A 12,945-nucleotide genomic window follows, 5' to 3' on the forward strand; every position below is an offset into this window, starting at 1 on the left:
GGGTGCGGCAATGCTCCGGCTGTTATTTATATTTCAGGGATATTGCCATTTCATGACTGTGCTGTTTTTGCGTCTGGCAACGTTGAGCATAACGCTTCCGGCTCTCGCGTCCTGTGTCGCTGTCGGCCCCGACTATCAGACTCCGTCCACTTTATTGCCCGCTTCCTGGAGCGGACAAAAATCTGTACCGGCCAAACCGGCGCAGCTTGCACAATGGTGGAAGCGTTTCAATGATCCGGTGCTGGACAATCTGATCGGGCAGGCTGTGCAAGGCAATAATGATGTTGCGCTGGCAAAAGCCAAAATCCGCGAAGCCCGTGCCTCCTATCAGCAAGCAGGCGGTGCGTTATATCCTGTGCTTGACGGCTCAGGCAGCGCAAAGCGTTCCAAGAGCGGCGACAGCGGTGAAAGCACCGGTCTCACTGCCGGTCTGAATACCAGCTGGGAGCTTGATCTTTTCGGCGCAAATCTCCGCTCCGTGGAAGCCGCGCGTTATGGTCTGGATGCTGAGCAGGAAAATATGCATGCGGTTCTGGTGACCATGATCGGTGACATTGCCAGCAATTATGCGGAGTTGCGCGGCTTGCAGGCACGCATTGCGCTGACAGAACGCACCATAAAATCTCAGCGTAAAACCGCTGAACTGACCCGTGCACGGTTTAATGCCGGTGATATTTCCGAAGTTGATCTGGCCAATGCGGAAGGGCAGACCAGCAGTACGGAAGCGCAAATTCCGGAACTGAAAACCGCCTATGCCAAGAGCCTGCATCGCCTGTCGGTATTGACCGGTCAAGCGCCGACGGCACTGACCGCTACGCTTGAAAAAACGAAGCCTGTTCCTGCGGTTCCGGCAATCGTGACGGCCGGCATCCCCGCCGATTTATTGCTGAACCGCCCTGATTTGCGGGTTGCAGAGCGCAATTATGCACGCTCCACCGCAGTGATCGGCCAGAGACAGGCAGCTCTCTATCCGAGTGTCAGCCTCACCGGTAATATCAGCACTGCGGGAGCGCGGATCGGCGATCTTGGAAAAGGCTCCACAATCAGCTGGGGTTTTGGCCCGAGCCTGACCGTTCCGCTGTTTAAAGGCGGTCAGCTCAATGCCGCAGTCGATGCTGCGAAAGCCAGCCGCGATCAGGCCTTTATCAGCTATCGCAAGGCTATTCTTACCGCTTTGGAAGAAGTTGAGAATGCCAGTGTGTCGCTTAATCAACGGCGTATTCAATATGCCAAGACACAAAAAGCTGTACAGTCTTACCGGCGGGCAACGGAGCTTTCCCGTGCGCTCTATGAGAGCGGCTCCACGAGTTTCCTTGATCTTCTGACATCCGAGCGTTCACTCTATTCGAATGAAGGCAGCCTGATTCAACTCAGGGTCAGCCTGCTGCAGGATTATATCAACCTGCAAAAGGCACTGGGTGGCGGCTGGGACGGCACCATTATAACAGACAAAGCTGAAATTCAGGACGGCTATACAGGGCCGCATCTGGTAACCCAAAAAAGAATACCCTGAAATGAAGTTTCAGGCTGATGAGGTATAGATGAACGGTAGTTCCAAAAAGAAACGCGGTTTTGCTAAAAAATGGCTCTTCTGGTTGCTTGCAATCACAGGACTGGCTGCTGTTCTCTATTACTTCACTGCGGATTATTTCAAGACTGAAACCCCGCAGATTATGACTTATACGGTGCGCAAGGGCGATATTGAAACCACAGTCCTTGCCACAGGCATTCTCAAACCTGCACGACTGGTAGCTGTGGGTGCACAGGCTTCCGGCCGCGTGCTGAGCCTCAATGTCAAAGCCGGACAGCTGGTGAAAAAAGACGATCTGATCGCCCAGATTGACGCCACCACCCAGCAGAATGATCTGCGGAAGGCGAAAGCGGAAGAAGTTCGCAATCAGGCAGACCGTGAAGATAAAATTGCCCAGCTGGAGCTGGCCAAACAGGACCTGACCCGTCAGCAGCAGATGGTATCGCGCAATGCCATTTCGCGCGCCGATTATGACAAGGCCGTTAAAGCCGTTAAATCCGCCGAAGCGCAGATCGCATTGAGCGATGCCCAGATCGTGGTGTCAAAAATCGCTGTTGAAACGGCTGAAGCTAATCTCGGCTATACGCAAATCCGCGCCCCGATTGATGGCACAATTCTGGCCACTGTTGTACAGGAAGGCCAGACGGTGAACGCTGTGCAATCGGCACCGACCATTGCCATTATCGGCCAGCTCGACACCATGACTGTTGAGGCCGATATTTCTGAAGCCGATGTGGTAAATGTCAAAGAAGGACAGGATCTTTATTTCACAATCCCCGGCCAGAGTAACAAGCGCTACACAGCCAAATTGCAGATTCTGGAACCCGCGCCGCAATCCATCGTCAGCGATAAGAGTTTTGGCGGCACCAGTGCGGTGAGCAGCAGCACCAGCACAGCCTCAGCCATTTACTACAAGGGTATTTTTGACATTGCCAATCCTGACGGTGTGCTGAAAACCTATATGACTGCTGAAATTCATATCATTTTGGGGCAGGCTGATAATGTTTTGCTGATCCCTTCCACCGCGCTGTCTGAGCCTGATGAAAAAGATAAAGTCACGGTGCGGGTGATGGAGCAGAACGGGACTATCAGCGAAAAACCGGTCGAAACCGGCCTGAATGACAAGGTTCTGGTTGAGATCATCTCCGGCCTGAACGAAGGCGAGAAAATCGTCACCGGCGACAGTACCGGCAGACCGGCAGTTCCGCGCAGCCGCCGCGGCCGCTCCATAAGGTTCTGATGATGGAAAAGCCGCTGATCACCCTCGAGCATCTTTATCGTCATTACCCTTCGGGCGATGGTTTCACCACTGTGCTGAAAGATGTCAATCTGACGATCGGCCATGGTGAAATGGTGGCGATTGTCGGTGCTTCCGGCTCCGGCAAATCCACTCTGATGAATATTCTGGGCTGTCTCGACAGACCTTCCGAGGGCAAATATTTCATCTCTGGACGGGAAACTTCCGATCTGGATGCTGATGAACTCGCCCAGTTGCGGCGCGAGCATTTCGGTTTCATTTTTCAGCGCTATCATCTGCTCAATGAGCTGAGTGCTGTCGGCAATGTTGAAATCCCCGCAATTTATGCCGGTCAAAACCGCGAAGACCGGCAGCAACAGGCCGTTCATATACTTGACCGGCTCGGCATGGGAGACCGGACTCATCACCGACCCGGTCAGCTTTCCGGCGGTCAGCAGCAACGTGTTTCCATTGCCCGTGCGCTGATCAATAATGCCGATGTTATTCTGGCCGATGAGCCGACCGGTGCTCTGGACAGCCATAGCGGTGAGGAAGTTCTCAAAATCCTTGAAGAGCTGCATCGTGAAGGCAAAACGATCATCATCGTGACCCATGACCGCAATGTCGCCGAGCGGGCGCAAAGGATCATTGAGATCAGCGACGGGGAAATCATCTCCGACACCACCCGCGACGAGAAGGCTGCAACTGCGCAGGCACCTGAGAGCGACATTGCCGCCACAACGGGGACAGGCAAAAGCGGCCACTCATCGCTGGGCACATTGGCTGATCGTTTCGGCGAAGCTTTTCTGATGGCGCTGCGCTCGATGAATGCGCACCGGCTGCGCACTTTTCTGACAATGCTCGGCATTATTATCGGCATTGCTTCGGTTGTCTGTGTTGTGGCACTCGGCAAAGGCTCACAAAAGCAGGTACTCGACCAGATCAGCAGTCTCGGTACCAATACGCTGGAGATTTTCCCCGGACGCGGCTTTGGCGACCGTATGTCTGCCCGCATCACCACTTTGACGATTGATGATGCCAATCAGCTTGCCAAACAACCCTATATTATGGCCGCAACGCCTACGGTTTCCACACCGGCCACAGCGCGTTTTGGCGGCGTGGAAGCAAATGCCCTGATTAACGGCGTCAGCGACCAGTATTTTGTCACCCGCGGCAGTAAGATTGCTGAAGGACGCTTTTTTGACGAGCAAAGCGTTCAGGATATCGCGCTGGATGCGGTGATTGACGAGAATACGCGCAAAACCCTGTTCACGAATTTCCACGGCAGTCCGGTCGGCCAGATTATCATTCTCAAAAATGTGCCGGTCAGAATTGTCGGCATCATGCAGCCGGAACAAGGCGGGTTCGGCTCCAGTGAAAACCTGTCCATCTATCTGCCCTATACCACAGTGCAGACCCGTATGACCGGTTCACGCGTTTTGCGCAGCCTCACATTGCGCATCAGTGATGATACGTCTCCTGAACTGGCAGAAAAAGCTGTCACCGCTTTTCTGATCCAGCGGCATGGTGAGCAGGATTTCACCATCCTGAACACTGATGATATCCGCAAAACCATCACCAGCACAACGCAGGCACTCACCCTGCTGGTCTCAGCCATTGCGCTGATTTCGCTGCTGGTCGGCGGTATCGGCGTGATGAATATTATGCTGGTTTCCGTGTCAGAGCGGATCAATGAAATCGGTGTGCGGATGGCTGTCGGCGCAAGACGCAGCGATATATTGCAGCAATTTCTGATCGAAGCCGTGCTTGTCTGTCTGATCGGCGGCTTTCTCGGTATTATGGTGGCGATGGGCTTCGGCTGGCTGTTCAGACAATTCAATACACCATTTGAACTGATCTATTCGCCATTCTCAATCATCGCCGCATTTATCTGCTCAAGCCTGATCGGGATTTGTTTCGGCTTCCTGCCCGCGCGCAATGCCTCCAAGCTTGATCCTGTGGCAGCTCTTGCCCGCGACTGATTATGTTAGATGTTGCAATCAGTGTTTGGATATATTCTTAACGCTGCTTTGATACCACATATAGTAACCGAATGCTGATCCCGCTATAATCATAATATGATTGATATCATTATCAGACCTTACCAATCCAGTGACTTTGCCGCATGTCTGGCAGTATTCACCAACAATGTGCCACTCTATTTTGCACCGGAAGAATATGCAGATTTTTGTCAACATTTGGAGTGCGTCAATCATGCAGACAAGCCCTATCTGGTGCTGACGCACAAAGATTCCATCATTGCCTGCGGCGGTCTAGTGATTGAGACAACAAAACGTCAGACCGGATTATCCTGGGGTATGGTAGACAGAAATTTTCATGGGCGGGGATTAGGAACCAGCCTAACAGAGGCAAGACTGGCTCTGGCGCGGGTTACACCGAATATTGATGAGGTAGTATTAGAGACTAGTCAACATACCCGCAGATTTTATGAGGGTTTTGGTTTCACAACTGTAAAAGTAATCCCGAACGGCTTTGCAGACGGTCTAGACCGCTGGGAAATGAAACTGCGTTTGTATAAATAACAAGGGCAAGGCTTTGCGTATCGCCCCTGCCCCACACGTGCACGCGTAAATCATTAAACTAACAATTTTAATTAAAATACAATTTAAACAAACTATATAAATTATAAATTTATATAGTCTTATAAAATCGCTTATACTTTAATAATTTTCGTTTTACATAAGAAAAAATAACATTAATTCTAGTTGTATTTTTACTACATCATTTTGATTGAATTTAAATATACTGATTACTCATGCTTTCATAAGGAGTCATTGCGTGAAAAATAAATTTTTACTATTAACTGCTGCGTTTTTTATTTCAAATATCAATATTTCTCATGCGGCTGATGTCGTTTACAATAGCCCTGAAGCACCTGCCTATGATGAATCCTCAATCTGGGGTGGTGCCTATATCGGCGGTCAGGTCGGGTATAATTGGGCAAAGACAAAGCTATACGGCTATAATAGCGATCTGTCTGCAAACTCAAACGGCTTTATGGGCGGTCTTTATGCCGGTTATAACTGGGAGTTTTCAAATGCTTATTTATTCGGCCTTGAAGGCGACATTAATTATTCTGATCTGAGCAAAGATAGCGATATTCTCATCGGTACACGTAATTATGTCTGGAACAGTCGCGTTGAATGGGAAGGCGCGCTCCGCGCCCGTTTTGGTATCAATTATGAACGCTGGCTGCCTTATGTCGCCGGTGGTGTGGCTTTTGCAGGTATTAAACATAATCTGACAACCGGAAACACCGATCTCGGCACAACATCCAATACCAATGTCGGCTTCACACTCGGCGCGGGTGTTGATTATGCGCTGACCAATAATCTGTTGCTGCGTGCGGAATATCGCTACAGCGACTATGGCAAAAAAGGCATCGACGATAATGATCTGGTGGAAGCAAAACTCACCACCAATAATATACGGCTGGGTATAGCCTATAAATTCTAAGCCCCCCAGTTCTTAAAACAGCATCTCCGGAATACTCAATCAATATTCCGGAGATTCATTATTCTGCTACCCTCATGGCTCCAGCGAGGCTGGCAGCATTGCGTCCTGCCAGTCACCGATAAAACGCTGTCTGCGCATCTGATCCTGCGCCGCCAGCAAGGAAGGACCGATCCGTATCGGCCTGCCAATGCCCGATGTCAGCAAAGATCCCGGCGCATTAATGTCTGACGGCGGCACACCATCCCACGGAAATGAAATCCCTTCCTGCAACGCAACCGCCTTCCCTTGCGGTGAAAGCAGATAATCCAGAAAACTTTCCCCGAGGCGGTAGTTTTTTGCGTAACGCGGCAGCAAGACACCCCTGCTGAGAATATGCGTATAATCCCGCATCATCGTTATACGTAATTTGGGATTCCGCTTTTGCGCGGCATAGGCATAAGAGCCCAGAATATTATAACCGATATAGAGTTCGCCGCTTTCCAGCCTGCGAAGCACATCATTATTGCAACAATATAATGCGCTCTCTGTCCGGCTCATGCTTTCCAGCAACCGCCCGTAAGTCGCAGATGCCTGCTGCGCATCAAGAAAAGCAAGCAAATAGCCTATGCCGGATGTCCGCAAATCATAGGTTCCGACACGGCGGAAATAATAACCATTTTTCCTGCGCAGCAGATCAGCCAGTTCGCCATGTGTTGCGGCCATTTCATCCGGTGCCACATAATCGCTGTTATAGACCAGAACGGCCGGTTCAAAAGTGAAGCCGTAAACTTCATTGCGCCACTGCGTCCACTCAGGAACATTGACCGTATATTGCGACTGATAGGATCGGGCGCATCCGTCATTGGCGAGTTTGACCAGATGATCGACAGAGGATGATAAAATAACATCAGCAAAAGATGTTTTAGCCATGCAGGCCGCATCCGCATCTTCGTAAAGATCATTGGTTACACGATCATTATAGGCAACAGCTATATCCGGTCTTTGCTTTTGAAAGTCCCTGATTAAAGGCGCAATCGCCGCTGTATCCATCGCCCCGCTGATTTGCAGACGCTCTGTTTCTGGTTTCAGGGCAGGGAAAAGACTGAATGTCCCCTCGGAAGCGCTGACAGGAGATGCAAAACCAGTCACAAACCAAACTGCCAGCACAGATAATCTCACGGCCTGACCTTTGCTCATCATGTGTCCTGCCCCAGCGGAATATCCAGAATGACACAGAAATTGCTATGCGTGGTTTTCTCCCTGAAGCGGATCAGACCGCTATGGGCGGTTGCGACTTCCGAAGCGATGGCAAAACCCAGACCGGAATTACCTTCATGCGGTTTCGACGTCATGAAGCGCTCAACTACATGAGGCCATTTTTCAGGCGGGATACCCTCCCCGTCATCAGAAACCTCCACCAGAGCACGGTTGTTTTCTGCGGAAACCCTGACCGCAAGTTCAGCCTTACTGCCATGGCGCAGGGCATTATCGATAATATTGGCAATTGCCTCGCGCAGACTGACAATATCCCCCACTACCGGCACTTGTTTTTGCGCGGCCTCAAATGACACCACAATATCAGGGTTAACTGTCACCGGCACAGCCATGCGGAAAGCCTGTCTGGCGACAATAACCAGATCTGTCTTTTCCAGATGCACTGTCCCTGCCCTGTGAATGACCATGGCATGATTGAGCAACTGCCCCGTCAGTCTTGATAATTCCGTGATACGAACGCGCATACGTTGCAGGGAATGTTGTGCATTTGCCGGCAGGGTTTCGGTTTCCAGCATATCTGCCTGTGCAGCCAAAGCTGTCAGCGGCGTGCGTATCTGATGTGCCGCATCGGCAATAAAGCGCTGCAGCAGCATCACCCTCTGGTCGAGCCGGTTCATAAAATGATTGATTGAGCCGATAAACGGCTTCATTTCGGTCGGTATATCAAGATCAAGCGGGGTCAGATCCTGCGGATCGCGTTTATGCAGCGCGCTGCCAAGCGCCGCCACGGGTTGCAGCGAATAGCGTATCGCCAGAATTCCGGCGATCAGCGCCAGAAAACTCATCAGAATAACGAGCAGAATCGCACGGCTGGTAATCTCCTGTGTCAGCGCATTTCTGGCTTCAGTCGTTTGCGCCACCAGCACATAGGCCCATCCGGATAAAGGCGGGTCCGACAAAACACGGGAGACAACCACGAGACGCACAGGCGTGTCACGATAAACATCATTGAGAAAAACCGGCCCCGTCCGCGCCGCAGTATAATCAATATAACCGGCCAGATCGCGATAACCCGTCAGGGTCTGCCCTTCCGTATCAATCAGGCGATAAAAGATACGGTCTTCCTGTGAGAATCCCAGCAATTCAAAGGCCGAAACCGGCAGACTGGCATTCAGCTTGCCATCCTCGATGGACAGGCTTCCGGCCATTTGCAAAGCAGCACCGAGCAGCAACCGGTCATAGGTCTGGCTGGCAGCACTACGCCCGTAATACCACGCAGCGGTGATAAGCAATGCCGCGCCGATAGTCAGAATGATCGTGACCCGCAGAACCAGCCTGCCAAAAAGCGAATGTTCACGTGCCATTATCTGCAACCATCTGGTAGCCGATGCCACGCTGTGTAATGATCCTGACGCGCGCGCCCTCGATCTTTTTTCTCAGACGGCTGATATAAAGCTCAACAGCATTGCTGTTTACCTCTTCATCAAAACCGTAGAGATGATCCATCAGCTCACCCTTACTGAACAACCGCCCCGGCCTCGAGAGCAGCAATTCTAATATTGCGATTTCACGCCTTTTCAGCTGAATTTCTTTTGTACCGACCGAGACCGAGCGGCTTTGCCGGTCAAGAATAAGGTCACCACAGGTGATAAGATTGGTAGCGCCGCCGTTTTTGCGGCGTAACAGCACCCTGATACGCGCTTCAAGCTCACGAAAATCAAAAGGCTTCACCAGATAATCATCCGCGCCGATATCCAGCGCACCAACACGGTCTTCAACCTCGGAACGCGCCGTCAAAATCAGCACCGGCGTCATATTACCGGTCTTACGGATATGTTTCAGTATCTCGAAACCGTTCATGCCGGGCAGCATAACGTCGAGAATAACCAGATCATATTCGGTAAAGCCGAGAATTTCCGCAGCAACAGCGCCGTCTGTTTGCCAGTCAATCAGGTGACCGGTTTTTTTGCAGGCGCTGGCTGATTGCCTCCCCGACATCAGTTGTATCTTCCACCAAAAGAATGCGCATAATACCGAGTTAACATGAGAAAAGCGCAGCGCACAAGAACGAGAAAATCTATTTTCGGTGACAGTCTCATGACAGGTTCATATGGAAGTTTCGCCCGATCACAGACTGGGAGGAATGTCTGTGATGCCGGTTACTGCGGTCTTCACACCGCGATGTAAAACTGCCGGTTGTCGTTCAGATATTGCGAGGAACCGCCAGCAGAGCGGATGAGAGGGAGCGCATATGAAACATCTATTTATCGGTGCATTGGCCGTTGCCGGAGTGGCTTTCACTGCGGGAGCAAGTGCTCAGGCCGAACCGTCAAAACCGGAATGTCTCGCGGGGGCGAAGCCAGGCGGCGGCTTTGATCTGACCTGCCGTCTGGCAGCAAATGCACTGCTGGCGACAAAAACAATCAATAAACCAATGGCTGTCACCTATATGGAAGGCGGCGTCGGCGCAGTTCCTTATAATCATGTCATCGGCAAACGCGCAGCCGATAATAATATGATCGCAGCAGCCTCCACCGGCTCGGCGCTGCTGATCGCACAGGGCAAATTCGGTAAATATGATGAAAGTGCCGTCCGCTGGCTTGGTGCTCTCGGCACAGATTACGGCGTGCTGGTTGTGGCGGCAGATTCCCCTTACAAAAACCTTCAGGAACTGATTGCAGCCTATAAGGAAAACCCTTCTGACTTCGCCATTGCCGGCGGCGGTGCGGTCGGCTCGCAGGACTGGATGAAGGGTTCGCTGCTGGCCAAAAATGCCGGTCAGGATCCGAAACAAATGCGCTATGTCGCGCTTGAAGGCGGCGGCGCAGTACTGACCGCTCTGGAAGGTGGTCATGTCAAAGTCGGCGCCGGTGATGCTGCGGAAATGTCAAAGCATCATGCCGCAGGCAAAGTGCGTATTCTTGCGGTGATGGCACCGGAGCGTCTGCCGGGTGATCTCAAAGATGTGGCAACTGCCCGCGAACAGGGCGTTGAAATCGACTGGCCGGTCTGGCGCGGTTACTATGTCGGCAAAGATGTTTCCGACGCTGATTATAAATGGTGGGTCGATGCTTTTGCCAAAATGGCAGAAACACCGGAATTTTCTCAGGAGCGTGAAGCCCGCGGCCTTTATGCCTATACCCAGATCGGGCAGGCTTTTGACGATCAGGTTAAAGCTGACGTAGCACGCTTTAAAACACTGGCCAAAGAAGCAGGTATGTAAACGCAGCCTTGCGGGTGGCGCGGCCTCCATTCCGTGCCGCCTGCATAGCGGCTCCGCACCCTGACTGATCCCGCATCCTGAGCTTTTGCCGGTATTGCAGGACCAATCTGTTTCACTTCTAAACTTCTCTGGCTGTGTCCGGATATGCAGCAGCATCTTCGCAAAGCCATGAACAAATTATGCGGCAACCGCCTTACCGGCGGCGATGCAGGAGGCAATTTATGTCCGAAAACTCAGTCAATTCAAAACGTACAGGACTGATTTATGCGGCCTGTTTTCTGGTGCTGGCCGTGGTTTACGGCATCGGTGGCAGTCGCATTGACTATGCTTTTGCGTCAGATCCGCTCGGACCGAGGGTCGTGCCGGTGATGCTGGCAATCATTCTCGGGCTGCTATGTTTCTTTTATCTTAGAAATCCGGGTGAGGCTGAAGATTTTCCGCGCGGAGCCACATTGCTGCGGGTACTGGCCGTACCCCTGACACTGGTTGTGGCCGTGCTCATGCTTGAAACCGCAGGGTTTCTGCTGACTGTTTTCTTCATCGTTACCGTAATTGCAGCCCTGTTTGGCGCACCGCTGAAATTCGCACTGGCAGGTGGCGCAGTACAAGCCCTGCTCTGGTGGTTTGTGTTTTCCTATTTGCTCGAAGTCTATCTGCCCAAGGGCATTGTTTTTGGCTGATTGGCCGTATCTCAGCCGGCCATTTTTCCGCCGAAAGGAATTTCTCACATGAATCTTGATTATCTCTGGAACGGTTTTGCCGTTGCCCTCACAACACAAAATCTTCTCATCGGCCTGATCGGCGCTTTTATCGGCACCATGGTCGGCGCTCTGCCCGCCATCGGCCCCATTAACGGCATCGCTCTGCTGCTGCCGATTGCCTATACAATGGGTCTGCCGCCGGAAAGCACAATGATCCTGCTGGCAGCCATTTATTGCGGTGCCGAATATGGTGGCCGTATTTCCTCAATCCTGCTCAATGTACCGGGTGATGCCGGTGCAGTGATGACTGCGCTGGACGGAAATCCGATGGCGCGTCAGGGACGTGCCGGTGAAGCGCTGATGCTGTCCGGTCTGGCTTCCTTTGTCGGCGGTATGATCGGCGCAACAGGTCTGGCACTTTTTGCACCACTGCTATCCGGTATTGCGATCGGCTTTGGTCCGGCCGAATATTTTGTACTGATGGTGTTTGCCTTTGCCACACTCGGCTCCATGGTCGGTTCACAACCTGCCAAAACACTGATCGGCTGTGTACTCGGTCTGATGCTGGCAACTGTTGGCCTTGACGCAACCTCCGGTGCCTATCGCTTCACCTTCAATGAACCGGAACTCGGCGATGGTATTGAATTTGTTGTGCTGGTGATTGGTCTCTTCTCGATCTCCGAAGCATTACTCATTCTGGAAAATCAGGCCAAAGGCCATACTGTTATCCGCAATATGGGACGTATGTTTGCCCGCTGGAGTGATGTTGTGCGCTCAACCGGCGCAACATTGCGCGGTTCTTTCATCGGCTTCATCGTCGGCGTTTTGCCCGGCACCGGCGCATCCGTTTCCAGTGCTGTTTCCTATACAACTGAAAAACGTATCTCCGACACGGAAGGTACTTTCGGCAAAGGCGATGTCCGCGGCCTTGCGGCACCGGAAGCGGCGAATAATGCAACAGCCTGCGGTGCCTTTGTGCCAATGCTGACACTGGGTGTACCGGGATCAGGCACCACTGCCGTTATGCTCGGTGCGTTGATGCTCTATAATATTCAGCCGGGCCCGATGCTGATTGCCGAACGCCCTGAAATTGTAGGCGGTCTGATTGCCTCCCTGTTCATCGGTAATATTCTGCTGCTGTTACTCAACCTGCCGCTCGTCAATATATTTGCGCGTCTTCTGACTTTGCCGAACTGGATTCTGGTACCGGGTATCCTCATCCTCTCAATTATCGGTGTCTATTCCAGCCATGCATCTGTCTTTGCAGTGCTGCTGATGCTTGCCATTGGCATGGTTGGCTGGCTGCTGCGTAAAGCGGGCTTCGATATGGCGCCGATTATTCTGGGTTTTGTGCTTGGCAATATGATGGAGGTGAACCTGCGCAATGCACTGGCCATCAGCGGCGGAGATATCTCCATCCTGTTCCAGAGTAAAATCTCGCTGATCCTCTGGATACTGGCCGCAGCCGTGGCAATTATTCCGGCGGTACTTGCCCGCAGGGCACGTCAGAAAAAACGCCTTGCTGCCGAAGTCGCCTGATTACGCAGCCGCAGAACAACAAGAGGGGGAGCAGATTTGCTCC

10 protein-coding genes and 1 pseudogene are annotated in these 12,945 nt (G+C 52.0%); 8 read left to right on the forward strand and 3 right to left on the reverse strand.

Annotated features, from left to right (window positions below; translation table 11 throughout):
- The first annotated feature begins 52 nt into the window (after positions 1 to 52).
- The 5 genes from A918_RS0102870 to A918_RS0102890 all read left to right on the forward strand — a co-directional run bounded on the left by A918_RS0102870 (position 53) and on the right by A918_RS0102890 (position 6,245).
- Positions 53 to 1,513 (forward strand): efflux transporter outer membrane subunit, encoded by a 1,461-nt coding sequence (locus A918_RS0102870; protein ID WP_022709598.1) that lies wholly within the window; start codon positions 53 to 55, stop codon positions 1,511 to 1,513.
- Positions 1,514 to 1,541: 28 nt separating this feature from the next.
- Entirely contained in the window at positions 1,542 to 2,771 is a 1,230-nt protein-coding gene (locus tag A918_RS0102875) for an efflux RND transporter periplasmic adaptor subunit (protein ID WP_022709599.1), read from the forward strand.
- A 2-nt stretch (positions 2,772 to 2,773) separates the two neighbouring features.
- Positions 2,774 to 4,750 carry a MacB family efflux pump subunit gene (locus tag A918_RS0102880; RefSeq protein ID WP_028233300.1) on the forward strand — a complete coding sequence of 659 codons (1,977 nt, stop codon included), beginning with the start codon at positions 2,774 to 2,776 and terminating at the stop codon, positions 4,748 to 4,750.
- A gap of 96 nt (positions 4,751 to 4,846) precedes the next feature.
- On the forward strand, positions 4,847 to 5,311 hold the full coding sequence (locus A918_RS0102885) for a GNAT family N-acetyltransferase (protein WP_022709601.1): 465 nt from the start codon (positions 4,847 to 4,849) through the stop codon (positions 5,309 to 5,311).
- 256 nt (positions 5,312 to 5,567) lie between these two features.
- Positions 5,568 to 6,245, forward strand: a complete 678-nt coding sequence (locus A918_RS0102890; protein WP_022709602.1) for an outer membrane protein — start codon at positions 5,568 to 5,570, stop codon at positions 6,243 to 6,245.
- A 72-nt stretch (positions 6,246 to 6,317) separates the two neighbouring features.
- On the opposite strand, the gene A918_RS0102895 is transcribed toward A918_RS0102890, so the two are convergent.
- The 3 genes and pseudogenes from A918_RS0102895 to A918_RS21135 form a co-directional block, all read right to left on the reverse strand.
- Positions 6,318 to 7,424, reverse strand: coding sequence for an ABC transporter substrate-binding protein (locus tag A918_RS0102895; RefSeq protein WP_245257283.1), 1,107 nt, complete (start codon positions 7,422 to 7,424; stop codon positions 6,318 to 6,320).
- The gene (locus A918_RS0102900) at positions 7,421 to 8,803 is read right to left on the reverse strand and encodes a sensor histidine kinase (RefSeq protein WP_022709604.1); all 1,383 of its coding nucleotides are present in this window, start codon (positions 8,801 to 8,803) and stop codon (positions 7,421 to 7,423) included. Before A918_RS0102900 ends, A918_RS0102895 begins: the two co-directional genes overlap by 4 nt.
- Positions 8,793 to 9,468, reverse strand: a pseudogene (locus A918_RS21135) (response regulator transcription factor). Before A918_RS21135 ends, A918_RS0102900 begins: the two are co-directional and overlap by 11 nt.
- A gap of 222 nt (positions 9,469 to 9,690) precedes the next feature.
- On the opposite strand from A918_RS21135, the gene A918_RS0102910 reads away from it, so the two are divergent.
- The 3 genes from A918_RS0102910 to A918_RS0102920 all read left to right on the forward strand — a co-directional run bounded on the left by A918_RS0102910 (position 9,691) and on the right by A918_RS0102920 (position 12,902).
- Entirely contained in the window at positions 9,691 to 10,662 is a 972-nt protein-coding gene (locus A918_RS0102910) for a tripartite tricarboxylate transporter substrate binding protein (RefSeq protein WP_022709605.1), read from the forward strand.
- A 221-nt stretch (positions 10,663 to 10,883) separates the two neighbouring features.
- Positions 10,884 to 11,342, forward strand: a complete 459-nt coding sequence (locus A918_RS0102915) for a tripartite tricarboxylate transporter TctB family protein (protein WP_022709606.1) — start codon at positions 10,884 to 10,886, stop codon at positions 11,340 to 11,342.
- Between the two features lie 48 nt (positions 11,343 to 11,390).
- Positions 11,391 to 12,902, forward strand: coding sequence for a tripartite tricarboxylate transporter permease (locus A918_RS0102920; protein ID WP_022709607.1), 1,512 nt, complete (start codon positions 11,391 to 11,393; stop codon positions 12,900 to 12,902).
- Positions 12,903 to 12,945 lie beyond the last annotated feature (43 nt).

It is taken from the genome of Pseudochrobactrum sp. AO18b (genome assembly GCF_000409565.1).
Lineage (GTDB): Bacteria > Pseudomonadota > Alphaproteobacteria > Rhizobiales > Rhizobiaceae > Pseudochrobactrum > Pseudochrobactrum saccharolyticum.